Origin of the sequence: Bacillus cereus group sp. BfR-BA-01311 (assembly GCF_022664295.1) — a bacterium.
GTDB classification, from domain to species: Bacteria; Bacillota; Bacilli; order Bacillales; family Bacillaceae_G; genus Bacillus_A; species Bacillus_A cereus.
In genome coordinates this window covers 135,682-159,874 of sequence record NZ_JAKUHC010000001.1, presented here as the reverse complement: position 1 = coordinate 159,874, position 24,193 = coordinate 135,682, and the positions used below count along the sequence as shown (strand labels likewise).

Below are 24,193 nucleotides of genomic sequence, written 5' to 3'. Positions count from 1 at the left end.
ACTATTCTCGTCCAAAATTACTCCTTGGATGAAGGGGTTTTCATGTATTATATTAACAGAGCTTTATTAATATTTAATTAAGCCATTGTTAATATATTGTAAACATCCTTCATCCTATTTTTCAGTTGCTGATTTCGGTAAAACAACTGTAAACGTTGTCCCTTCTCCAACTTCACTATCTACTGTAATCGTACCTTGATGCGCCTCAACTAAATGCTTTACGATCGACAATCCAAGGCCGGTACCACCAGTATTTCTACTTCTCGCTTTATCCACCCGGTAGAAACGTTCAAAAATACGCGGAATTTCCTCTTTACTAATACCAATTCCAGTATCCGATACTTTTATATAAGCATTATATTTATCTTCCGCTAACTCTACTGAAACAACGCCTCCAGCCGGTGTATATACGATTGCGTTATTAATTAAATTAATAAAGATTTGTTTCAAACGACTTGGATCTCCAATAACAGAGGCACGTTTTAATACATTAACTTGTAAAGAGATTTCTTTTTCTCCTGCTTTATTATCAAGTACCATATGAATATCTTCAAGCAGCCCCTTCATATCAACGGTTCCCATATTTAATTTAAATCCTTGTTGTTCGATCTTCGACAAATCTAATAAATCTTCAATTAATCCTTGCATGCGCTCACTTTCTTTTAAAATAATGTGCAAGAAATGTTCGCAGAATTTTTTATTATCCATCGCTCCGTCTAAGAGTGTTTCTGAAAAACCTTTAATAGAAGTAATCGGTGTCTTTAATTCATGAGAAACATTCGCTAAAAAGTCTTTTCTCATTTGTTCTAATTTCTTTAACTCTGTTATGTCATGGAATACGAGAACAATCCCTTTCCATTCATGGTTTGTCCCGATAATCGGCGCTCCATATACTTCGAAATGCTTCCGTTCAATTCCAAGTGGCAATAACATTTGTTTACGCACTTTCACTTCTGTCATAAAGATTTCTTCTACAAGCTCAATAATTTCTGTATGATGAAACGATTCATAATATAAGCGATCTAAATATTCTTCATCTGTTACGTGGAAAGTTTCCTTATAAGAGCGGTTTACAAGGTTTATATATCCTCGGCTATCAATTAAAATCATTCCGCTTCCCATATTTTCAATTAACGTATGCAGACGATCTTGCTGCATTTCTTGTTCAAGTGTCATCTCTTGTAAATTTCGAGCTAAAATATTAATCGCTTTACTCAGCATCCCTGTTTCATCCGAATGACTTTCGTATGCACGTGCTTTATAATTACCCTTTGCCAATTCAATTGCAACTTTCGTAACCGATTCAATTGGCCTAATATATTGCCCTGTAATTTTCATACCTAAAAATACAACTACGAGACAAGCAATGACAAATCCGATAATTAATAATCCCCACGTTTTTTGATGTACGTCTCTTAAAGGATCAATTATACTTTTCACCAAAATGTATCCTTGTTTTCCTTCTACATCTTGAACGAACACCGCATGATAAAATTCATTCTTTCGATCCGTTTCTTTCGTAATCACTTTACTTCGTTGTTTTGCCACTTCCGAAGAAAGTTCTTTAATCGTCTCTGGACTAAATGCCAATTCTTGTCCTTTTCTATATTGAACTTTCTTTTTTTCATCCAAAAATACGATAGAAGCTGGTATTTTTTCTTCTAACTTTTCAAATATGTATGGGTTTTTTAAGACATTATCAAAACCTTGCTCTTCTGCTAACGTCGCAACATACTCTGTCTCTTTTACCATTCTCTCTTTAGCATGATCTATATAGTAGTTTTCAAACACAGTTTCTAGTAATAAACCTAGTCCAACTAAAATAAATACAATAAGAGAAACAAATGTAAAAAGAAGCCTGGAACGAAATTTATTCATTCCCTTTTGGCTCCTCTAATTTATATCCTAAACCACGTATCGTTTTAATGTACGTCGGTTTTTTCGTATTTTGTTCAATTTTATCGCGCAAATGGCTAATATGAACATCAACAATTCGTGTATCACCAGCAAAATCGTAATTCCATACAGCACTTAGTAATTGATCACGTGTCAACACGCGACTTTTATTTTTCGCAAGATACACAAGTAGTTCAAATTCTTTTGGTGTTAATTCAAGCTTTCTTCCTTGGAAATAAGCCTCATAAAATTCCGGTAAAATTTTAAGTTCTGCAATTGTGATGCTATCTTCATCTGGCGCTTCTGCAACTTGTTCTTCTTGTTGTAATTTCGTACGACGCAAAATCGCCTTCACACGAGCAACAACTTCTCTTGGACTAAATGGCTTTGTCATATAATCATCCGCCCCAAGTTCAAGGCCTAGCACCTTATCAAACTCATCATCTTTTGCCGTTAACATTAAAATCGGCGTCATAACGCGCTGCAATCGTAATTCTTTACACACTTCCATACCATCCATTTTCGGAAGCATTAAATCTAATATAATTAAATCTGGGCGTTCTGTTGTCGCTTTTTGAAGCGCCATTTCTCCATCCATCGCTGTTATAACTTCAAACCCAGCTTGTTGTAAATTAAATTCGATTAAAGTTAAGATAAATTCCTCATCATCAACTACTAAAATACGATTGTTCATTCTTTTCCTCCAAGTTATAGACTTGAAACCTTCTTCATCCTAGTATTTTCCCCGTTATTCTCATCATACTAGAAAACAAGGTCCCTCTCAATATAATTGTCTATTCATGGAGATCGTTTGTGTAGAATTGAGAAAATAGAAGTAATTACGATTCACCTGCAACTACACAGGATTTTGCCAAACTTTATAGATTGCTCTCTCTTCTTTAAAGCTCACTTCCGTATGAACTATAAAATCTTGATTTTGTGCTAGGAAAAACGAAAGAGCATACGCTATTTTATAATCTGGTGTTTCATATCCATCAAATACTCTCCCGTACATTTCATTCGCAACCCCGTCTGCCCACACTTCAGCTTCTCTTACCGTTTCAAAGATCACGTCTTCTCTTTTCCACCTCACCTAAAAAACCACTCCTTTAATTGACTTCAATTACCGATAATTATATCATTAATCTTAATATATAAATTAATAATATACGGAGGTCTATTATGCGACTAATACTATCCATTCTATCTTTAGCAGTCACATGTATCCTTGCTTTTAACGCTCCGAGCTGGGATACGATTAAAACGGGGTGCTCAGAATTTGCTGAAGGGTTCAAAGAAGGGTTCTTCAACTAAAAATAGCGCTAGCATCCTTATTAAAGGTATGCTAGCGCTATTCATATTTTCATCTTTTTAAAAATTATCTAATGCTTTTTCCATAATAGAAACTGATTTAAAAGGTGGCGTTACTGTTAATGAACCTTTCACAACAGTTTCTCCTTTTTCATCATGAGCAGACACAAGCATATCAATTGTATGTTCCTCCTCAGAAACAGCCACAACTTCAAAGTGGATTTGTAACGTTTCATAATGGTGAACATGTTTCACGAATGTAAGGTCCTTTCTCGTAATATGACTTCCTGGACCCGGTAAATATTTCGTAACCGCCGTTGTAATCATTCCCGTTAGCATAATGCTTGGTACAATCGGCTTTTCATACGGAGTTTGGGATGCGTAATCATGCTGAATATATAATGGATTGGCATCATTCGTTAACCCTAAGTACAATAACAAATCTTTATCCTCAATTTTTTCAGTGATAGATAATTTCTCTCCTACTGTAATTTCATCCATTTTACGACCAATTTGAACTTTTTTCTTTAACATGTTACAACCCCCTCCGATTTTTTCACCTTATTATCCTACTAAAGGCGATACCTTATCCGAAATTTACTATGATGAGGGCAATGTATAGTATAAATCTACAGTTTCATTATAGGATATTACAAATGATAGCGTTTTCATATTATTTCAAAAAAACAATTCGGTAAATAGTAGAAAAAGATTCGGAATCCCGAATCTTTTTCACTACTATTCAATTATTAAACAAGAACTTTCATTACATTACGTACAGATTCTACAGAGCGATCTAACGCTTCTTTTTCATCTGCAAGAAGTTCTAATTCAATAATTTTTTCAATTCCGTTACCACCTAGAATTACTGGTACCCCTAAGTAAAGGTCACTATAACCATACTCACCTTCAAGGTACGCAATAGCTGGTAATATACGGCGTTGATCTTTTAAGATTGCTTCTGTCATTTCAACTAAAGAAGCTGCTGGTGCGTAATATGCACTACCGTTTCCTAATAAGCCTACAATCTCACCGCCACCTTTACGTGTACGTTCTACGATTGCTTCTAAACGCTCTTTTGGAATTAACGTTTCTAACGGAATACCGCCTGCATAAGAATAACGCACAAGAGGTACCATGTCGTCACCGTGTCCGCCAAGAACAAATCCTGTAATGTCTTTGACAGAAAGATTTAATTCCTGTGCGATGAATGTACGGAAACGAGCTGTATCTAATACACCCGATTGGCCGATTACACGCTCTTTCGGGAATCCTGCTTCTTTAAATACAGAATATGTCATTGCATCAACTGGATTTGTTAACACAACAATAATTGCATTTGGTGAATGTTTTGCAATGTCGCGCGTAATACTTTTCATAATTTTAGAGTTTGTTGCTACTAAGTCATCACGGCTCATACCAGGCTTACGTGCAATACCTGCTGTAATAACGACAACGTCAGAATCAGCAGTATCTGCGTAATCAGATGTTCCAATAATGTTAGCATCAAAACCTTGTACTGGGCTCGCTTCTAACATATCTAACGCTTTCCCTTTTGTTGGATTTTCCAGTTGTGGAATGTCCACTAATACAACATCTGCAAGTTCTTTTTGTGCTAATAAGAATGCCGTTGTTGCCCCTGTAAACCCTGCACCGATGACTGAAACCTTCTTGCGTTTGATTGTCATAATTTACCCCCCGCTTTAATTATGCGTTTTTGATTATCGCTACATCCATGTTTTTAATAAGTTCATTAGCGAACTCAGAACATTTCACTTCTGTTGCACCTTCCATTAAGCGTGCGAAATCATAAGTTACTACTTTTGAAGCAATTGTTTTCTCAACAGAAGCAGTTACTAATTTCGCAGCTTCGTTCCATCCTAAGTGTTCTAATAATAATACACCTGAAAGAAGAACAGAAGATGGGTTTACTTTATCTAAACCTGCATATTTTGGAGCTGTACCGTGTGTAGCTTCAAAGATAGCATGTCCAGTCACATAGTTAATGTTTGCACCAGGTGCAATACCAATTCCACCTACTTGTGCAGCAAGTGCATCAGAGATATAGTCACCATTTAAGTTCATTGTTGCAACAACATCGAACTCACGTGGACGAGTTAAAATTTGTTGTAAGAAGATGTCTGCAATAGAATCTTTTACGATGATTTTTCCAGCCACTTCAGCGTCTGCCATCGCTTTATTCGCTGCATCTTTACCATCTTTTTCAACGATACGATCGTATTCAGCCCAAGTAAATACTTTGTCGCCGAATTCTTGTTCCGCTACTTCGTAACCCCAGTTTTTGAAAGCACCTTCTGTAAATTTCATAATGTTTCCTTTATGAACTAATGTAACAGAAGAGCGTTTTTCGTTAATTGCATATTGAATTGCAGCACGAACAAGACGCTTTGTCCCTTCTTCTGAAATTGGCTTAATACCAATACCAGATGTTTCTGGGAAGCGGATTTTATTAACACCCATTGCTTCTTTTAAGAAAGCAAGAACTTTTTCTGCTTCTGGAGATCCTTGCGCATATTCAATTCCAGCATAAATGTCTTCTGTATTTTCACGGAAAATAACCATATCAGTATCTTCCGGACGTTTTACAGGTGAAGGAACACCTTCAAAATAACGAACTGGACGTAGACATACATATAAATCTAATTCTTGACGAAGTGCTACGTTTAGAGAACGAATACCACCGCCAACTGGAGTTGTAAGTGGACCTTTAATCGCGATTAAATATTCACGAATTAAGTTTAAAGTTTCTTCTGGTAACCACTCGCCTGTTTGGTTGAATGCTTTTTCCCCTGCAAGCACTTCTTTCCAAACGATTTTCTTCTCACCATCATAAGCTTTTTCAACTGCTGCTTCTAGTACGCGAGATGCAGCTGCCCAAATATCAGGACCAATTCCATCTCCCTCGATAAATGGAATAATCGGATTGTTTGGTACATTCATAACACCATTAGTTACAGTAATTTTTTCACCTGTCGTCAATGTGATAACCCCCATGTTTGAAATTTCATATGTATGAAACTGAGGGAATAACCCCTCAGTTCAAACCGTTAGTCAAATTAAAATATTCTAATCATTACATCTTTCCGAAAAAATCAGACTTTTGAAAGCGTATTTTCACTATCAAAATAGTGTTATTCGCTTATCGTTGTGCAATTGGAACATACACTTGATGCGTTGGTCCATTATAATCAGCACGCGGACGAATTAAACGGTTGTTTTCATATTGTTCTAGAATATGAGCTAACCAGCCTGACATACGGCTAATTGCAAAAATAGGTGTAAATAAGTCATGGTCAATTCCTAAACAATGGTATACAGAAGCTGAATAGAAATCAACATTTGGTGGAAGACCTTTTTCTTTTGTTACAATGTCTTCAATTTTGATAGACATATTATACCATTTCTCTTCTCCTAAAAGCACGCATAATCTCTTAGACATTTCACGTAAGTGTTTTGCACGTGGATCACCCTGCTCATACACACGGTGGCCAAAGCCCATGATTTTCACTTTATTTTGAAGAGCATTATGAATATATGACTCTACATTTTCTTCTTCACCAATCTCAGTTAACATCTTCATTACATTTTCATTTGCCCCACCGTGAAGAGGACCTTTTAATGCACCGATTGCTGCTGTAATACCAGAATATACATCTGAAAGTGTAGCTACGCAAACACGTGCAGTAAATGTAGAAGCGTTTAACTCATGATCTGCATGAAGTACAAGCGCCTTATCAAAAGCTTCAATTTCAACTTCATTTGGCTCGCGATCATTTAACATGTACAAGAAGTTTGCAGCTAATGATAAATCCTTTCTTGGCTCAACAATATCTAAACCTTTACGGATTCTCGCGTAAGCAGCAACTAAAGTTCCTACTTGCGCCTGTAATTTAACCGCTTTCAAATAATTGGACTTTTCGTCCATAATTTCAGCGCTCTCATCGTATAATGATAGCATGGAAATTGCAGTTCGTAAAACAGACATCGGATGTGCAATTTTTAAATCTACTTGTTTCAAATATGTTAAAATCTCACCTGGAACTTTATAGTATTCTGATACAATTTCATTAAATTCTGCTAGTTCTTTTTCATTAGGAAGCTTGCGGTGCCATAATAAGTACACTACTTCTTCAAACGTAGCATTCTCAGCTAAATCATCAATATTATACCCAACATAAGTTAATGTATCATCAATAATAGAGCTCACAGATGATGTTGTTGCTACTACCCCTTCTAAACCTCGAATAACAGTCATGACATTCTCTCCTTTTCCTGAAAATTCTCCCAACCTTGCTCCTTATATCTATTTGCTCCCCTTTTGAATTATGAACGCCCGTTCACTCTTTAGGCAAGCAAAATGCACGATCATGCAAATTTGTTGCGATGTTCCCCTCTTATTGTCCATTGTTTACATGGAAAGCATGAGCGTGAATGTCTCCCCGAATCCTCACGCTCAAAACAACAAGTTAGTGAGGAAAATTAATTCCGAAGAGTTTTATGATAAAAACAACATAAAACAATATCATTATAAAATTGTTTTATGTTGTTTTTATTTTATCTGGTGTAAAGTCTCTGCTGTTATGTAACTTTTCAAAGTTTCTAATCCTATTATAAACAATTATCTGACTTTTGTGAACAGAAAGAATTCAAAAATTTTATATTACTATAAAATTCCTTATTTAAACATTTGTATAATACTCATAACCGCATAGGCAATTCCAGCCCCAATTAACGGACCAACAGCAACCCCATTAAATAGCGCAACCGCTATAATTGTCCCAAAAACAAGCGCAGTTGTAATGTGGGGATCCGTTGTCAACAATTGTACGCCGCCTTTCGCTAACAAAGCGACCGCTACACCTGAAGCTAAAGCAATCCACGCATAATAAGATTTTGCCGCTTCTCCAAGTTGTTTAAAACCTATTTCCCCCGTCGCAATCGGTACGAGCACCGCTATTGTAATGACCGTTACACCTAGGTTAATTCCTTTCGTTTGTAAATAAGGAAAGACCTTATCTCCTAAAAACGTAAACTTCAATAAAAATAACACACCAATAGCCACAGTAAGCGATTGGTTTTTCGCAATAAGTCCTATAATAAGTAGTATGAATAAAAATAACGTTGACTGACTAATCATGTTTGCACTTCCTTTCTGAAAATAATGAACTCATTTCCAAACAAAAATACCTTTAAACCTATCGTTATACATGATATATCGATGCCTATTCAACATGAATCACTTCATTTTTTATGTATTTTAAAATGATAAATTGAGACTTTCACCATAAAAATTTAAGCGTGTATACATTTTAAAAAACAGACGTCTCTTCTTTCTTTTCTAATTAGAAACAGGTAAAATAAAAAGAAGAGAAAATGAAGTTTTTACCATATAGTAGAAGCATCAACACCAAGCTTTCACAGTCACTCACATACTGAAAAAGCAGGAAAAATCCATCATTCCACTATAACATAAAGTGAAACTTTAATCAGTGGGGCACACTCGTTATAAGTTGAACGAATTAGGATAATCCAAATTGGAATGGGAGGTATACATCTTTGAACCGAAACTTACTATATATGATATTGCGACTCATATTTGTCATTGTAGCAACGGTAGCTGTGTTCTATGTATTACTATACATGTCAGGGCTTATCTATCCTTTTATTATCGCTTTTGCATTTGCTTATTTGATTAATCCTGTCGTCAATTTCCTTAATCAAAAACTACAATTTCCTCGCGCACTAGCAGTACTCGTTAGCTTAATTCTCGTATTTGGAGCTATCGTTGGACTTGTTACATATCTTGTGACTGAAGCAATATCTGCCACAACATACTTACTACAACTTGTTACAGTAAAGTTTCCAGATATCGTTACATTCGCTCAGCAATTTGCACTTAATCATATTATGCCTCTCTACGATGATTTAATCTCTAAATTTAATCATCTTGGAGAACCACAGCGCTATACAATTACACAAAACATTCAAAACTTAGGAACAGAAGCGACAACACAAATGAAAGAACTTTTAACCGCCATTATAAGCGGGTTAACGAATTTCATTAGTGCACTGCCAACAACTTTAACTGTCCTTGTATTCATTTTATTAGCCACTTTCTTCATTAGTTACGATTGGCACCGTCTTGCTCAGAAAGCAAGAAAATTGCTACCGAATCGTGTACATGGCTATGGAAAAACTATTTTTGTCGACTTAAGAAAAGCTTTGTTTGGTTTTGTGAAAGCACAACTTACACTCGTATCTATGACAACTGTCATTGTACTAATCGGGCTTTTAATATTACGCGTACCATACGCCATTACTATCGCGATTATTACAGGGGTTGTAGATTTACTACCATATTTAGGAACAGGCGCAGTCTTTGTTCCATGGGTTATATACGTATTTTTCACTGGCGATACCGCATTCGCCATTGGTCTTCTCATTTTATACATCGTCGTGATTGTCCAAAGACAAATTATGGAGCCGAAAGTACTTTCATCTAACATCGGTCTCGATCCATTAGCAACACTCGTCGCTCTATTTGTCGGCTTTAAACTTTTTGGCTTTTTAGGATTAATCATCGGCCCAGTCACCTTAGTACTACTTAATACATTACACAAAGCTAATGTCTTCCATGACTTGTGGAAATATATTAAAGGTTCACCTTCAAAATAATAGTTTCTAATTCATACACAACAAAAAACTTACATGTAATCAGTGGGAAATTCCCACTGATTATTCCTTGTACTTATTTTTCATACTTATTACATAAAACAAGAGAATTGCACTCAAAAAAGATAATTCTCTTGTTTTTTTGCATGAAAAACGCATATTCCGTGGTGTTTTTACATATTTATTCTATTTATTTTATAATTATCATTTACATTTATTACTTTTTATGTAAATGAATAAATATACAAAATAGCATAAAATAAGACTTCAACTAACAATCTCCGCCTTTTTATATGAATTTTTTACACCAATCGTTCCTCTATATAAGAAAACAAAACTTTAATTTAGCAGTGTTTCCCTCCATCTTATTCATCTAAATTAATAGCACTAAAAAATCACAAGTTTAATCGAAGTACACACAAGAGTTCAAACGAAAATTATATAGCAAATATAATAAGCGAACGTTTTGTTCATCCCCACTCATCATTCGCCCCACATCAGACACTTACGAGCAGCCCAGCTTTGAGATAGAAATTCCACCCCACAAATAGCGCGGTAAAACAAAGCTTCAATCAGCAAGTTCCTCTCCTTTTACAAGACAAAAAAATAGCACTTAGATTTCTACAATCTAAGTGCTATTTCTGAATAATAATAGTAAAATTCTTTCTAAATTTCCATTCCATCCACTTCATAACAAGCGGCTTCAATAAAGCTCTCGTAATAGGGATCACGCAGATAAACCCTAGCATATCTGTCACATACCCAGGAAGCACTAAGAGAATACCTCCTACAAATACAAAAATACCATCTAGTACCGCCTCACCTGGCATTTCCCCTCTATTCAACTTAGATTGAATCTCTCCAAGCACTTTAAACCCTTGTCTTTTCGCCAAATACACACCTACAACACCTGTAAATACAATCATAGCGAACGTAGACCATAAACCTATTACATGACTTGATCCAATTAAGACCGTAATCTCAATCGCCGGTATTAAAATAAACAAGAATAGTAACCACTTCATAGTTCTACACCTCTCTCACATCTCACTTTTAACGCCCTCACAATGCCTATATACATCATATGAAATATAGATACCCTTTCATATTAAAACCCATAACAAACAGCTTTTAAAAGCAATTCTAGGCGCTTTAAGCTAATTTTATCTCGTTTTTGTGTAAAAAAAAAAGAGAAGGACTCCGATCCTTCTCTCCGTATTACTTATAGCACTTCCGCATGTCCATTATAAACAATTCCGCGTGCTGCATCAACTGTTACTTCTTGGCCATTTTTTAAAGTTGCTGTTACGCCGTTTACACCAACGATAACAGGAATACCGATTGATACACCTACAACAGCTGCATGGCTTGTTAAGCCACCTTCTTCTACAACTAAAGCTGCAGCTTTTTCGATTGCAGGAATCATATCTTTATCAGTGCTTGTTGTAACAAGGATATCACCTTCGTTTACGTTCGCTACAGCTTCAGCAGCTGTTTTTGCTACAACTACTTTACCTTTTGCAGCTTTACGACCGATTCCTTGTCCTTTAGCAATTTCTTCACCAACAACGTGGATTTTCATTAAGTTTGTTGTACCAGTTTCAGCAACTGGAACACCAGCAGTAATCACTAAAGTATCTCCAAGTCCGATTAGACCTGCATCCATACCTGTTTGAATTGCTGTATCTAACATTTCGTCAGTTGAAGCTGCGCGCTTCTCAGCCATAAATGCTTGTACACCCCAAACAAGTGCAAGACGACGTCCTACTTGCTCGTCAGATGTTACAGCTACGATTGGAGATTTTGGACGGTATTTAGAGATCATTTTCGCAGTATATCCACTTTCTGTTGGAGCTACGATTGCAGCTACATCAAGAGCAAGTGCTGTATGTGCAACAGATTGGCTAATTGCATCTGTAATTGTTGGAGTGAACTCTTTAATACGTTTTTTGAACATATCTTCATATTGTAATGATTTTTCAACACGTACCGCAATGTTAGCCATCATTGTTACTGCTTCTACTGGGTATTGTCCAGCAGCTGTTTCACCTGAAAGCATGATTGCATCTGTACCATCGAAGATTGCGTTAGCTACGTCACTTGCTTCCGCACGAGTTGGACGTGGGTTACGTTGCATAGAATCTAACATTTGTGTTGCAGTAATAACTGGTTTACCTAACACGTTACATTTTTTAATTAGACGTTTTTGTACTAACGGTACTTCTTCTGGTGGAATTTCTACACCCATGTCACCACGAGCTACCATTAAACCGTCAGAAACTTCTAAGATTGAATCGATGTTGTCGATACCTTCTTGGTTTTCGATTTTTGGTACGATTTGGATGTATTGAGCGTTATGCTCTTCTAATAATTCACGGATTTCTAATACGTCAGACGCTTTACGCACGAATGAAGCTGCAATGAAATCAACTTTTTGCTCGATACCGAAGATGATATCTTTTACGTCTTTTTCAGTGATACCAGGAAGCTTAATGCTTACGTTTGGTACGTTAACACCTTTTTTATTTTTTACAGTTCCGCTGTTAAGAACTTTTGTACGGATGTTTCCATCAGCTTTTTCGATTACTTCTAGTTCGATAAGACCGTCATCGATTAGAATACGAGAACCTGGGTCTACATCGTCATAAAGACCAGCATAAGATACAGAGAACTTCTCTGCAGTACCTAATACTTGCTCAGTAGAAAGAACTACTTCTGCACCTGTTACAAGCTCAGCTTGTCCGTCTATGAAGTCGTGAGTACGGATTTCTGGACCTTTTGTATCAAGTAAGATACCAACTGTTTTACCAGTTTTCTTTGAAGCTTCACGAATGTTTTTAATACGAGCTCCGTGTTCTTCATGGCTACCATGAGAGAAGTTTAAACGAGCAACGTTCATACCTGCTTCGATTAATTGCTCTAATTTTTCAATACTTTCACTAGCAGGACCTATAGTACATACAATTTTAGTTTTACGCATATTGCACCTCCGAAAATTATGAAACCGTTCCCAAATATCTGACATTACGCCGATTAGATGGATAATTCTTTAGATAATTGATACATGTCTTTATCGATTGTATGCTTTTGAGCTAACGCTTCGATAATATCATGATCAACAAGTTTGTTATCTTGAATACCTACACAACGTCCGCCTTTACCAGCAATTAATAATTCAACTGCTCTTGCGCCAAGACGACTTGCTAATACACGGTCTTGTGCACTTGGTGATCCACCACGTTGTACGTGACCTAATACAGTTACACGAGTATCAAAGTTTGTTGCTTCTTCAATGTGCTTACCGATGTCAATTGCACTTCCAACACCTTCAGCTACAACGATAATACTGTGTTTTTTACCACGTTCACTACCACGCTTCAGACGAGCGATAACATCATCCATGTCATACTCTTCTTCTGGAATTAAGATTGTTTCCGCACCATCAGCTAAACCAGCCCATAATGCGATATCACCAGCGTGACGTCCCATTACTTCGATAACATATGTACGTTCATGAGATGTAGCTGTGTCACGAATTTTATCAATTGCATCAATAACAGTGTTTAAAGCTGTATCGAAACCAATTGTGAAGTCTGTTCCAGGGATATCATTGTCGATTGTACCTGGTACACCAACACATGGGAATCCTTGTTCAGTTAATTTTTTAGCGCCTTGGTAAGAACCATCTCCACCAATAACAACAAGTCCTTCGATACCGTGTTTCTTTAATTGCTCGATACCTTTTAGTCGTACTTCTGGATCTTTAAACTCAGGACATCTTGCTGTATATAATTTTGTACCACCGCGGTGGATAATATCGCCAACAGAACCAAGTTCTAATTTTTCAATGTGACCAGAAATTAATCCAGCGTATCCATGGTAAATACCATATACTTCAATATCATGGAAAATCGCTTTACGAACAACTGCACGAATGGCAGCATTCATACCAGGTGAATCTCCACCACTTGTTAATACACCAATACGTTTCATTTGTACTCACCTCATAAAGATTATTTGCCTTATAATAAAATAACACGAAAAAATATAAAAATACAATGGAGAAGATGTGTCTTTTCATAATAAAAACGTGCATTCGCGAAGTGGAACGCACGCTTTTCTTATTTTATCCAAATGGAAGCGTTTGAAAACGAAACTTGCCCAATTTTCATATATTTTTCATAACGTTTTTCGATTAATTCATCTTTCGAAATTCCGTTTAATTGTTCAAAAGTTTTTCGAATCATTAAGTCTATATTTTCTGACTGTTTCAAAATATTACGGTGAGCTCCGCCTCTTGCTTCTGGAATAATTTCGTCAATTACACCTAATTCTTTCAAATCTGCTGCTGTAATTTTCATTGCCTCTGCAGCTTCCTTTGCTTTTCCTGCATCTTTCCAAAGAATTGCCGCTGCACCCTCTGGTGTAATAACAGAATAAGTGGAATTTTCTAGCATATGAATGTAATCTCCAACTCCAAGGCCTAGCGCACCACCACTACCACCTTCGCCGATAACGATACAAATAACAGGTACCGTTAAACCTGCCATTTCAAATAAATTGCGGGCGATAGCTTCACTTTGACCACGTTCTTCAGCTGCTTTACCAGGATAAGCTCCCTTCGTATCGATGAAACAAATAATAGGACGATTAAACTTTTCCGCTTGTTTCATGAGACGTAGTGCTTTTCGATATCCTTCTGGATGAGGCATTCCAAAGTTACGGCGAATATTTTCTTTCGTATCTTTTCCGCGCTGATGCCCAATTACAGTTACAGGCATCCCTTTATATTTGGCAATGCCGCCGACAATCGCTGCATCATCGCCAAATAGACGATCTCCATGACATTCGAAAAAATCAGTAAATAAGTGCTCAATATAATCGAGCGTTGTCGGTCGTTCTGCATGACGAGCAATTTGAACACGGTCCCATACTTTCAGATTGCCGTATATATCTTCCTCTAAATTTTCTAGCTTTTCTTCCAAAATACGAATCTCCTCACTGAAGTCCATCTGGCTGTTTTTCGTATAGTCTTTCAGTTCACGAATCTTATTTCTTAGCTCAACAACTGGTTTTTCAAATTCTAGCTCTGCCATACAGCCATTTCCCCTCCTTGATGAACTTCTAAAATCTTGCGAAGTGATTCTCTCATATCATCACGATGCACCACCGCATCTAATTGACCATGATCTAGTAAGAATTCTGCCGTTTGGAAATCTTCTGGTAGTTTCTCACGCACCGTTTGTTCAATTACACGTCTACCAGCAAATCCGATAAGTGCACCTGGTTCTGCAAGATTATAATCACCAAGTGAAGCGAAACTCGCTGAAACCCCGCCCGTCGTTGGGTGAGTCATAACAGAAATAAATAATCCTCCTGCATTACTATGCTTTTTCAAAGCTACGCTTGTTTTTGCCATTTGCATTAAACTTAATATACCTTCTTGCATACGGGCACCACCCGAAGCAGTAAAGATAATAAATGGAACTTGTAAGTCGTACGCCTTTTCAACCGCACGGGCGATTTTTTCTCCTACTACAGAGCCCATGCTCCCCATTCGAAAACGAGAATCCATTACTGCAACAACAACAAGCATGTCATCAATTGTTCCTTCACCAGTTACAACCGCTTCGTTCAATTCAGTCTTCTTACGATCGCTCTCTAGTTTCTCTTCATAACCTGGAAACTCGAGTGGATTTAATGAAACCATTTCTTTGTCATACTCACGGAATGACCCTTCGTCCAATATACTATCAAGACGTTCCCATGCATTCATAGGATGATGATATCCACAATTCACACATACTTTTAAATTTTTTAGAAGTTCTTTCGTATACATGATTTTTTTACATTCCGGACATTTTGTCATAACGCCATCTGGTACATCTTTTCGTACTTGTTCTGAAGGTATTGCAGCGTACTTTTTCTTTTTCACGAATAAATCTCTTAGCACAATTTGACCCCCTTCGTTGAGAGCTAAGGTTAGCGTAAGAAGAAAATGGGGCTAACACCAAAGTTTGATGTTAGCCTTATCTTCTCAATCTGTCTAATAACCTCACTCTTTACGTTTAACTTTAACCGCTAAGCGGTAGAATGTTTGTCATAACGTGTCATGGTCATTTCGACAAATTTTATACATTACGAGTGAAACTGTATATTCTCTACTAATTCATCGTAAATTTTTAGTGCATCATTTTCTTGTTTTTCTTCCAAAGTAGCATAAAGCTTTCTATACATATCGATAGAATCTCTTGAAACTTTACAAGAAAGAGTTGCTACGTAATCATTTACGATCATCCAAATGCGATATAGTAAATAATTATCGACTTGTTCAATAAGTGTTTTAAAGAACGTTTGATGAAGCGTTGGGACTGAGCTTTCATTTCCTTCAAGTACTTGGTGTAATCTACTTAGTACTTTAGAAAACGTTTCTTTCGGTAAATTACATACAATTCGAATCATATCTTTCTCAAGTAATCGTTTCGTTTGTAATAAATCACGAATTGTTTTCTCATCTTGCAATAAGAACGGGGCAATTAATTGTACAAGACCGTTATCATAAAAGTTTCGAATAAACGTCCCTTCACCACGTCTCGTTTCAATCAATCCTACCAGTTCTAAAGCACGCAATGCTTCTCTTACAGAGGAACGTCCTACGTTTAAGCGTGAACTTAACTCACGCTCAGACGGCAAACGATCCCCCGCCACCAAACCATCCTCTTCCATAATGGAACGGATTTTTTTTACAATTTCGAGATATACTTTTGTATTTGATGATGTCAATGGAAATTCCTCGCTTATTCTTTACCAATCAGCGCTAATTGTTTTGTTTTTTCAGCGATCTCATTTGGATCTACTTGACGGCGAGCTACTCCTGTCTCCATTGCTGCTTTTGCAACGTAAGCCGCTACTTGAGGCGCTACACGCGCGTCAAATGGTGCCGGAATGATATAGTCTGCATTTAACTCATCTTCTGCTACAAGCTCAGCAATAGCCTGTACAGCTGCCATCTTCATTTCTTCGTTAATTTGTGTCGCATGTACGTCAAGTGCACCGCGGAAAATACCAGGGAACGCCAGTACATTATTTACTTGGTTCGGGAAGTCAGAACGACCTGTTCCAACAACAGCTGCGCCCGCTGCTTTTGCCAATTCTGGCATAATTTCTGGAACTGGATTCGCCATTGCAAAAATAATCGCATCGTCATTCATTGTACGAACCATCTCTTCTGTTAATGCACCTTCTGCAGATACACCAATGAATACGTCCGCACCTTGTACAACATCAGCTAAAGAACCTTCTATACGATTCTTATTTGTATATTTTGCAACTTCATCCTTCACCGGATTCATACCTGTAGGACGACCATCATAGATTGCGCCTTTACGGTCACACATAATAATGTCGCGTACACCATAGCGATATAAAAGTTTAATAATTGCAATACCTGCTGCACCTGCGCCATTTGCGACAACTTTAATGTCAGACATTTTCTTTCCAACTAATTTCAGTGCATTTACAAGACCTGCTACTGTTACAATAGCTGTTCCGTGTTGATCATCATGGAAGATAGGAATATTTGTTTCTTTTTTCAAACGCTCTTCAATAATGAAGCAGTTTGGTGCTGCGATATCTTCTAAGTTAACGCCGCCAAAAGTTGGCTCCATTAATTTTACAGTTTCAACAATTTTATCTACATCGTTTGTATTTAAGGCAATTGGGAATGCATCTACACCAGCAAAGCTCTTGAATAATACAGCTTTACCTTCCATTACTGGAAGAGATGCTTCAGGTCCAATGTTACCAAGACCAAGTACAGCTGTTCCATCTGTCACAACTGCTACCATATTTCCCTTCATCGTATATTCATATACCTTACTTTTATCGTCATAAATTTCTTTACAAGGTTCTGCAACCCCTGGAGAATATGCAAGACTTAAATCTTTTGCATTTTCTACTTTTACTTTTGATACAGTTTCTAATTTTCCTTGATGCACTTTATGCATGTGAAGTGCTTCTTCACGAAGTGTTGACAAACTATCCACTCTCCTCAAATTATTCTTGCTGATATCAATTTCTCCAAGTGGTCTGACCACGAACACTACTACTATAATAATCGAAGTGTAGGGAAATTGTCCATTATATTTTCACAACTACATTTTCTTCCCCGACAATTTCACGAAGTGCTCCTAAACATTCTTCACTTGGATGAATCGATAAACTCCGAGATAATTGTACCATTTTATGTTCCTTTTCATAATAAATTAGTACTTTCGCAAAACCTGAATAGTCGAACAATATTTTCGTAACCTGATTTAAAAGCTTTTTCTCATACTGAGACGGCAATTTCACGTAAACAGATGCGTCTTTCTTTTCTTCATAAACATCCATTTCCTCTAGCAGATATAGTCCATTTACAATCCATTGCAGCTTATGATTTCTTAGCTCAATCGTACCGTCAACTAAAACAATTGCTCCTTCTTGCAACTTATCCGAGAAATGTATATACGTTTCCGGGAAGAGGACCGCTTCCATTTCATCATTTTGATCACAGAATGTAATAAATGCCATCTTTTGAAACTTTTTCGTACGAATCACTCTCACACTTGTTATATACACAATAGCTCTTTGTACTTTTTTCTTGTGTCGCATCGCCTGAGCGAGAGATGGAATTTCTAATTCTTTTGCTAACTTCACATATTGCGCTGTCGGATAACTTGATAAATAAAAGCCAAGCGCTTCCTTCTCTTTATTTAGTTGTTCAATAAAAGATAACTCTTCTCCTTGTACATATTTTGATTTTGGAACAGCATCTCCTAAATCACGTGCGAGATTCGCGTACTCTAACGCCCCTTTAATACTTTTCCATAAATTCGTTCTCGAAACACCAAAATCGTCAAAACATCCCGACCAGACGAAAGCTTCTAAATTACGCTCCGTTACGAACTTTGACGGCATACGAAGACAAAATTCAAATAAATCTTCGAACATTTTTTTCTCTCGTTCTTCTAATAATGCCGTCACTGTAGCCATTCCAATATTTCGGATCGAAAGTAAACTGTAACGTATCGCATTCCCTTCTATTTGGAAGTTGTAGCCACTCCTCTGAAGAGACGGTGGCAAAACGTGAAAACCTTTCCGCTTCGTTTCTCGTATATACTGTACAATCTTATCTTCATTTCCAATTGCGCTTGATAATAATGCCGTCATAAATTCCAGCGTATAATTCGCTTTCAAATAGGCAAGCTGATATCCGATCATACTGTAAGCTACAGCGTGACTTCGGTTAAAACCGTAATTCGCAAATCTTACAATTAAATCATAAATTTTCTCTGCGGATGTCTCATCATAACCATTTCGCAAACATCCTTGGACGAAATGCTTACGTTCCTGATCTAAAATATCACGATTTTTTTTACTCACCGCACGGCGCAGTAAATCTGCTTCTCCGAGCGAAAAACCAGCTAACTTCGATGCAATTTGCATAATTTGTTCTTGGTATACAATGACGCCGTATGTTCTTTCTAAAATTGGCTTTAAATCCGGATGTAAATATTCAATTTTTCTTTTTCCATGTTTCGATTCAATAAAAGTCGGTATCTGTTCCATCGGTCCTGGTCTGTATAACGAGTTAACAGCTACGATATCTTCAAACTCATTCGGTTTTAACCCGCGAAGTACATTTCGCATACCACCCGACTCAAGCTGGAATACACCTGTTGTATCCCCTCTCCCTAATAATTGGAACGTCTTTTCATCTTGAAGAGGTAAGTTTCTTATATCGATTTCTTTCCCTGTTTTGTTCGCGATAAATTTTATAATATTTTCAAGTAACGTTAAATTACGTAATCCTAAAAAGTCCATCTTAAGCAAACCAAGTTCTTCTAGCGCATCGGCTGGATATTGCGTAACATAAACATCGTTATGTCCTTCTTGAATTGCTACACTTCCTGTTAGCGGTTCTTGACTCATAATAACACCAGCCGCATGAATAGACGTATGACGTGGTAAACCTTCTACACGTTTTGCGATTTCAAATACACGCTCATGCAGAAGATTCCCTTGTATAAACTCACGAAGTGATTGTGATTCTTCATATGCATCTTTTAACGTTATACCAAGCTTTGATGGAATAAGTTTTGAAAATATATCAATATCTCGCGGCGGAAGCCCCATTACGCGGGCAATGTCTCTAATTGCCGCTTTTGCTGCAAGCGTACCAAACGTTACAATTTGCGCAACACGGAGCTGACCGTATTTATCTTTCACATAGCGAATCATCTCATCACGTCTTACGTCTGGAAAATCAATATCAATATCGGGAAGCGTCACACGTTCAGGATTTAAAAACCTTTCAAATAATAGATCGTATTCAATTGGATCAATATCTGTAATTTCTAATACGTATGAAACGAGTGAACCAGCTGCCGATCCACGACCTGGTCCTGTTAGAATATGATTTTCATGTGCATACTTCATAAAATCCCATACGATGAGGAAATAATCACTAAATCCCATACGAGAAATAACATTTAATTCATGATCCAAACGCTTTATATGCACTTCTTTCGGTTCACCATATCGTTTCCGCAAACCTTCTTCACAAACACGACGCAAGTATATATCACTCGTTTCATTAGACGGAACAGGAAACTTCGGAAGTTGATTTACATGGAACGGTATTTCTACTTGGCAACGCTCTGCAATTTTCATTGTATTTTGGATTGCTTCCGGCGCATGGGAAAATAGTGCTTCCATTTCATCCGATGACTTTAAATAATACTGATCTGTTTTCAGCCTCGGCCTATCTGGATCAGTCATTTTCGTTCCACTTTCAACAGATAGTAAACATTCGTGAACAAGCGCGTCACTTTGATTGATATAGCGCACATCGTTTGTTGCAACGACTGGAATATTAACCCTACTAATAAATTCAGGTAGTTTCTCTTGTAAAAGCAACTCATCTTGAATCGCATGATGCTGCAAACTCATATAAAAATGGCCAAACATATTTTGATACGTGCGAGCTACTTCTTCAGCCTGACTCTCATTATCTTCTAGTAATAATTGCTCAATTTCGCCATCTTTACCTGGTGAAATTGCAATTAATCCTTTCGCATAATGCGCAAGCCACTTCTTAGGAATACCTTCTTTGGACTTTGTCATAATACTGCTAGAAATCTTTAATAAATTTTGGTAGCCTATTTCATTCTCAGCAAGTAATACAAGCGGATAAGACCTTTCTTCTTCTTCACTAAAAATAGAAGCGGTTAATCCAATAACAGGCTGTATACCATGTTTCTTACATGCTTTATAAAACGGAATAACGCCATACATAACATTTTCATCCGTAATAGCCAGCGATGAAAAACCGAGTTCTTTCGCCCTGACTACAAGCTCATCAATTTTACAAGCACTTTTTAATAAACTAAAAACGGTTTGACATTGTAAATGCACAAACTTCACTGTTGTACCCTCTCTTTACCTATTTGACTACTTTTATTATAGGTGATGAGGAAAGCGGAAATCAAAACATACTTCTTATACTTTGTCCATATATATGAAGAAGAAAGGGGAATGACGATGGATGTAAGAGAACATACTTTTTTCTCTCTGCTTATTATTAGTTATTTTATTGCCTTTGGGGTTATACTTGGCGGTTCATTAATTGGTGGATTTGGTGCGTTTCTTATCGGAAAACCAGCTCTAACTTACATTAATCAATTCGCCCAAAATTTAAGAATTTGGGCACTCGTTGCAGCAATCGGCGGAACATTCGATACCTTTTATAGCTTTGAAAGAAGTTTCTTTGGCGGAGATATGAAAGATATCGTAAAGCAAATTCTCCTTATTTTTTTCGCAACTGGTGGTATGCAAACAGGTCTCATTATTATTAAATGGCTAACGCAGGAACATGTATGAGAGTACCAAGTGCCAATACAGCAAAAAGATGGTACTTAGTATTAGCTGGGGCTGCTGTTGGAGGCGTGTTGAGCTGGTTTATTTTTTTGTACATATACGGTGTTTTTCAAGAAGAACAAGCTAGTAAAATAGCAGAACAAAGAGAAATTATAGAAAAACAAGAAGCAAAGCTCCACGTCCTTCTCGAAGATCAAGAAAAATTGAACACTGAAAATAAACGGCTCTTAACCATTCAAGAGATTAAAATAAAACTTATTAATCGAGAAAAATACGATTTAGACAATCTCACACTCGAAAATATGACTACATCTATCCATAATGACCTCCAACATCTTTTAACGAAAAACATTCAAAGTATCGCAAAAAATAAAGACTTACTTAAAAAGGTAATCGAAAATAAAACGTACAAACATTACGATCGGCTATACCGTTTTAAAGTCGATACAATATCTTTTGATACAGTGCTTGAAATTAGCATTACTATAGAGAAAGAAAAATAAAGAAGGAGGGCTTTAGCGCCGCTCCTTCTTTTCGTTCTAACATATAGTCTCTTATTTACAAATCTCACGTAAATCAGCAAAAAGACGATCCGCTTCTTCCCAAGAAGATGCCTTCGCACCAGAAGCCATCGGATGCCCCCCGCCGTTATATTGCATTGCTAATTTGTTTATAACTGGTCCTTTTGAACGAAGACGAACACGAATTACGTCGTCTTCCTCTAAAAATAGAACCCACGCCTTTAATCCATCAATATTGCCAAGCGCTCCAACAACACCAGATGCTTCAGAAGGAAGTACATCAAACTCTTCTAATACTTCTTTCGTTAATTTAATGTAAGCTGCTCCTTCTTCTACCATCGTAAAGTTTTGTAAAATATAACCGTTTAAACGAGCAATTTTTTCTTTTGTCTTATACATCTCATTGTATAAATCTGTGAATTTCACACCCATGTCAACAAGCTCACTTACGTAACGAAGTGTTTTTGCTGTCGTATTCGGGAATAAGAAACGACCTGTATCTCCAACAATTCCTGCTAAAATAAGGCGGGCTGCTTCTTTTGTTATTTTTAATCCTTTATCTTTCCCATAGTTATAAAACTCATAAATCATTTCACTTGTAGAACTCGCTGTCGTATCTACCCACGTAATATCTCCATATGGATCTTCATTTGGATGATGATCAATTTTAATTAACATCTTCCCTTTTGTATAGCGTTGATCGTCAACACGTTCTTGATTCGCAGTATCACAAACAATAACAAGCGCATTTTCGTATACACTATCTTCAATATCATCCATTACTCGTAAGTATGCTAGTGACGGCTCATTGTACCCAACCGTATAAATATTTTTCTCTGGAAACGATTCTTGTAGAATTGTACCAAGACCACCCTGTGAACCTAACGCATCTGGATCCGGACGCACGTGGCGATGAATAATAATTGTATCAAACTCTTTAATTGCTCCTAAAATTTGCTCATGCATATGTATAATCTCCTTTTTAATCAACTTCTTCACTTTATCCTCCATTATAACGGAAAATATTTCATACATGCGAACAATTGCTTTATAATAAAAGTTAGAAAGTTTAGATATTTCTTTTTCTTTTCTATTATTTTTCACAAAGCGATGGGAGTGTTCATTATGCCAGTATTAGTCTTCTGTATTATCGTCTCATTTATGTTGTACCTCTTTTACAAAACAAAATACTTTCGTACAAACCGCCCAATGGAGAAAGGTTGGCTCTCAGGAAAATCCGCAATGGCACTCGGTTCATTCGTTTTATTTTTCGGGATAAACCAATTCTTTTTAGAACTTTCAACCGCTCGTATTATCGTTGGTGTTTTATTCGTTCTATTTGGTAGTGCAAGTGTATTTAACGGGTTTCGCCAATACAAACATTTCTTGCCATTAGCAGTTAAAGAAGCTGAAGTCTATGAAGCAACGTAAAAAAGCATCAATATTGTGATGCTTTTTTACGTCCCTTAACTTTCAAAATCATATACGCAACAAACGCAGATGGTATATTAAATGGGTTCCCTTGTACGTGAAAATGTAATTGTTCTTCTCCAAAAGACATTTTTTCATATAGCTCTCGCTGAGATAATCCTGTCTTTTCCTTTTTTTCATGTAAACCTTGTAAATATAAATATTGAATCGGTATCATTACAAGAAAGTAAAATAGTGCGATACTACCAAAAAAGAGTACGGCTGACGACATAATGCATACCACCTCTCGCGATTCCATTTTCTTACAATATAATCATAACACAATATACAACTGAATTGAATTATTATTCCGTCTTTTCTCACATTACTTTTCCACTCCATCCCATACATATTTCACTAAAACTCCCATCTAAAATCATGCC

The 24,193-nt window shown here is 36.8% G+C and carries 23 protein-coding genes; 5 read left to right on the top strand and 18 right to left on the bottom strand.

From position 1 onward, the window contains the following. Positions 1 to 114 precede the first annotated feature (114 nt). The 3 genes from phoR to MR136_RS00860 all read right to left on the bottom strand — a co-directional run bounded on the left by phoR (position 115) and on the right by MR136_RS00860 (position 2,989). The gene (gene phoR / locus MR136_RS00870) at positions 115 to 1,878 is read right to left on the bottom strand and encodes a sensory box histidine kinase PhoR (RefSeq protein WP_001032102.1); all 1,764 of its coding nucleotides are present in this window, start codon (positions 1,876 to 1,878) and stop codon (positions 115 to 117) included. After that, positions 1,871 to 2,590, bottom strand: a complete 720-nt coding sequence (gene phoP / locus MR136_RS00865; RefSeq protein ID WP_001065220.1) for a two-component system response regulator PhoP — start codon at positions 2,588 to 2,590, stop codon at positions 1,871 to 1,873. Before phoP ends, phoR begins: the two co-directional genes overlap by 8 nt. 162 nt (positions 2,591 to 2,752) lie before the next feature. Then, entirely contained in the window at positions 2,753 to 2,989 is a 237-nt protein-coding gene (locus MR136_RS00860; RefSeq protein ID WP_001267383.1) for a hypothetical protein, read from the bottom strand. Positions 2,990 to 3,078: 89 nt separating this feature from the next. On the opposite strand from MR136_RS00860, the gene MR136_RS28385 reads away from it, so the two are divergent. Beyond that, positions 3,079 to 3,210, top strand: coding sequence for a hypothetical protein (locus tag MR136_RS28385; RefSeq protein ID WP_001237022.1), 132 nt, complete (start codon positions 3,079 to 3,081; stop codon positions 3,208 to 3,210). A 57-nt stretch (positions 3,211 to 3,267) separates the two neighbouring features. Here MR136_RS28385 and MR136_RS00855 read toward each other — a convergent pair whose 3' ends face one another. From MR136_RS00855 to MR136_RS00835, 5 genes are all read right to left on the bottom strand, one after another. Further along, complete coding sequence (locus tag MR136_RS00855) at positions 3,268 to 3,741, bottom strand: MaoC family dehydratase (RefSeq protein WP_000914180.1); 474 nt, start codon at positions 3,739 to 3,741, stop codon at positions 3,268 to 3,270. A gap of 215 nt (positions 3,742 to 3,956) precedes the next feature. Continuing rightward, a complete protein-coding gene (mdh, locus tag MR136_RS00850) occupies positions 3,957 to 4,895 on the bottom strand; it encodes a malate dehydrogenase (protein ID WP_000153230.1) in 939 nt (312 codons plus the stop codon). A 19-nt stretch (positions 4,896 to 4,914) separates the two neighbouring features. Next, a complete protein-coding gene (gene icd, locus MR136_RS00845) occupies positions 4,915 to 6,207 on the bottom strand; it encodes an NADP-dependent isocitrate dehydrogenase (RefSeq protein WP_000206898.1) in 1,293 nt (430 codons plus the stop codon). A gap of 160 nt (positions 6,208 to 6,367) precedes the next feature. Continuing rightward, complete coding sequence (citZ, locus tag MR136_RS00840; RefSeq protein ID WP_000503652.1) at positions 6,368 to 7,516, bottom strand: citrate synthase; 1,149 nt, start codon at positions 7,514 to 7,516, stop codon at positions 6,368 to 6,370. A gap of 387 nt (positions 7,517 to 7,903) precedes the next feature. Then, positions 7,904 to 8,365: a DUF441 domain-containing protein gene (locus MR136_RS00835; protein ID WP_000625507.1), complete on the bottom strand. Its 462-nt coding sequence runs from the start codon at positions 8,363 to 8,365 to the stop codon at positions 7,904 to 7,906. Between the two features lie 419 nt (positions 8,366 to 8,784). Between MR136_RS00835 and ytvI the strand changes: the two genes are divergently transcribed. Next, entirely contained in the window at positions 8,785 to 9,903 is a 1,119-nt protein-coding gene (gene ytvI / locus MR136_RS00830; RefSeq protein ID WP_242259230.1) for a sporulation integral membrane protein YtvI, read from the top strand. Between the two features lie 632 nt (positions 9,904 to 10,535). Here ytvI and MR136_RS00825 read toward each other — a convergent pair. From MR136_RS00825 to dnaE, 8 genes are all read right to left on the bottom strand, one after another. After that, positions 10,536 to 10,925, bottom strand: a complete 390-nt coding sequence (locus tag MR136_RS00825; RefSeq protein WP_242259229.1) for an FxsA family protein — start codon at positions 10,923 to 10,925, stop codon at positions 10,536 to 10,538. Positions 10,926 to 11,122: 197 nt separating this feature from the next. Then, positions 11,123 to 12,880, bottom strand: a complete 1,758-nt coding sequence (gene pyk / locus MR136_RS00820) for a pyruvate kinase (protein ID WP_242259228.1) — start codon at positions 12,878 to 12,880, stop codon at positions 11,123 to 11,125. A gap of 53 nt (positions 12,881 to 12,933) precedes the next feature. After that, on the bottom strand, positions 12,934 to 13,893 hold the full coding sequence (pfkA, locus tag MR136_RS00815; protein WP_000821157.1) for a 6-phosphofructokinase: 960 nt from the start codon (positions 13,891 to 13,893) through the stop codon (positions 12,934 to 12,936). A gap of 128 nt (positions 13,894 to 14,021) precedes the next feature. Then, positions 14,022 to 14,996, bottom strand: a complete 975-nt coding sequence (gene accA / locus MR136_RS00810) for an acetyl-CoA carboxylase carboxyl transferase subunit alpha (protein WP_000818804.1) — start codon at positions 14,994 to 14,996, stop codon at positions 14,022 to 14,024. Continuing rightward, entirely contained in the window at positions 14,984 to 15,853 is an 870-nt protein-coding gene (accD, locus tag MR136_RS00805; protein ID WP_000942856.1) for an acetyl-CoA carboxylase, carboxyltransferase subunit beta, read from the bottom strand. The genes accA and accD overlap by 13 nt, the downstream gene beginning before the upstream one ends. 185 nt (positions 15,854 to 16,038) lie before the next feature. Next, entirely contained in the window at positions 16,039 to 16,683 is a 645-nt protein-coding gene (locus MR136_RS00800; RefSeq protein ID WP_000204448.1) for a FadR/GntR family transcriptional regulator, read from the bottom strand. Positions 16,684 to 16,697: 14 nt separating this feature from the next. Beyond that, positions 16,698 to 17,906: an NADP-dependent malic enzyme gene (ystJ, locus tag MR136_RS00795; RefSeq protein ID WP_161508111.1), complete on the bottom strand. Its 1,209-nt coding sequence runs from the start codon at positions 17,904 to 17,906 to the stop codon at positions 16,698 to 16,700. A gap of 133 nt (positions 17,907 to 18,039) precedes the next feature. Continuing rightward, positions 18,040 to 21,366, bottom strand: coding sequence for a DNA polymerase III subunit alpha (gene dnaE, locus MR136_RS00790; protein WP_242259227.1), 3,327 nt, complete (start codon positions 21,364 to 21,366; stop codon positions 18,040 to 18,042). 42 nt (positions 21,367 to 21,408) lie between these two features. On the opposite strand from dnaE, the gene MR136_RS00785 reads away from it, so the two are divergent. Together MR136_RS00785 and ytrI are read left to right on the top strand one after the other, a co-directional pair. Next, the gene (locus MR136_RS00785; RefSeq protein WP_002005839.1) at positions 21,409 to 21,822 is read left to right on the top strand and encodes a YtrH family sporulation protein; all 414 of its coding nucleotides are present in this window, start codon (positions 21,409 to 21,411) and stop codon (positions 21,820 to 21,822) included. Beyond that, the gene (ytrI, locus tag MR136_RS00780; protein WP_001265736.1) at positions 21,819 to 22,322 is read left to right on the top strand and encodes a sporulation membrane protein YtrI; all 504 of its coding nucleotides are present in this window, start codon (positions 21,819 to 21,821) and stop codon (positions 22,320 to 22,322) included. Before MR136_RS00785 ends, ytrI begins: the two co-directional genes overlap by 4 nt. A 51-nt stretch (positions 22,323 to 22,373) precedes the next feature. Here ytrI and MR136_RS00775 read toward each other — a convergent pair whose 3' ends face one another. Further along, complete coding sequence (locus tag MR136_RS00775; RefSeq protein ID WP_000545136.1) at positions 22,374 to 23,306, bottom strand: DHH family phosphoesterase; 933 nt, start codon at positions 23,304 to 23,306, stop codon at positions 22,374 to 22,376. 159 nt (positions 23,307 to 23,465) lie between these two features. Between MR136_RS00775 and MR136_RS00770 the strand changes: the two genes are divergently transcribed. Beyond that, positions 23,466 to 23,771: a YtpI family protein gene (locus tag MR136_RS00770; RefSeq protein ID WP_001144776.1), complete on the top strand. Its 306-nt coding sequence runs from the start codon at positions 23,466 to 23,468 to the stop codon at positions 23,769 to 23,771. A gap of 7 nt (positions 23,772 to 23,778) precedes the next feature. Here the strand turns inward: MR136_RS00770 and MR136_RS00765 are convergent, their stop codons facing one another. Then, positions 23,779 to 24,042 carry a DUF3949 domain-containing protein gene (locus tag MR136_RS00765; protein WP_000093045.1) on the bottom strand — a complete coding sequence of 88 codons (264 nt, stop codon included), beginning with the start codon at positions 24,040 to 24,042 and terminating at the stop codon, positions 23,779 to 23,781. Between the last annotated feature and the right edge of the window lie 151 nt (positions 24,043 to 24,193).